We start from the raw sequence: 581 nt of genomic DNA on the forward strand, positions 1-581 counted from the left end.
ATAGACAGGAAAGAAGGCACCGAGCGCAATCAGCAAAATTTTAGATACTTCGTCAAATCCGAACCATAAAATAAACAGCGGTGTGACGGCCAGATGAGGTACGGTTCTAAGCATTTGCAACGACGGATCAAGATACAGCTCCGTCCGTTTGGAGAATCCGGCCAAAATCCCGATCATCAATCCAAGCCCCGCGCCAAGCAAAAAACCAAGTGCCGCCCGATAAATGCTGATTTGCAGATGGCCGAACAGTTCGCCGGACAAAATAAGCTCCTTAAAGGTCAGAACAATCGTAACAGGTGTAGGCAGCACTGTAGCGGACACAACCCCCAGCCCGCCGATGACCTGCCAGATGGCAATGATGACAGCGGGCAGTAAAAGCCCCTTCATCCAGCCGTATCTCTTCCTTCCAGGCTTTTTTCGCACCGCTTCCGCATTCGTTTTGGGCAGCGAGCCCGCAGCCTCTGCTTTCATCATTGATCACCTCCTGAGGAATGTTCCTCTAATGCTTTTTTGATAAAAGTGTTATCGACAACATCCTTCACATCAATCTTCTTATCTATCGCCTTTGTTCGAAATTGAAA

Annotated in this window: 1 protein-coding gene and 1 pseudogene; both read right to left on the reverse strand. The window is 48.5% G+C overall.

Annotated features, from left to right (window positions below):
* Positions 1-474, reverse strand: a 474-nt coding sequence (locus ACWHAR_RS30045; RefSeq protein ID WP_452088803.1) for an ABC transporter permease subunit, incomplete at its 3' end; no start/stop codon positions are given.
* Positions 471-581: pseudogene (locus ACWHAR_RS30050) on the reverse strand (aliphatic sulfonate ABC transporter substrate-binding protein); the annotation flags it as partial. The gene ACWHAR_RS30045 and the pseudogene ACWHAR_RS30050, both read right to left, overlap by 4 nt.

This window comes from Bacillus sp. LR--39 (genome assembly GCF_053613335.1).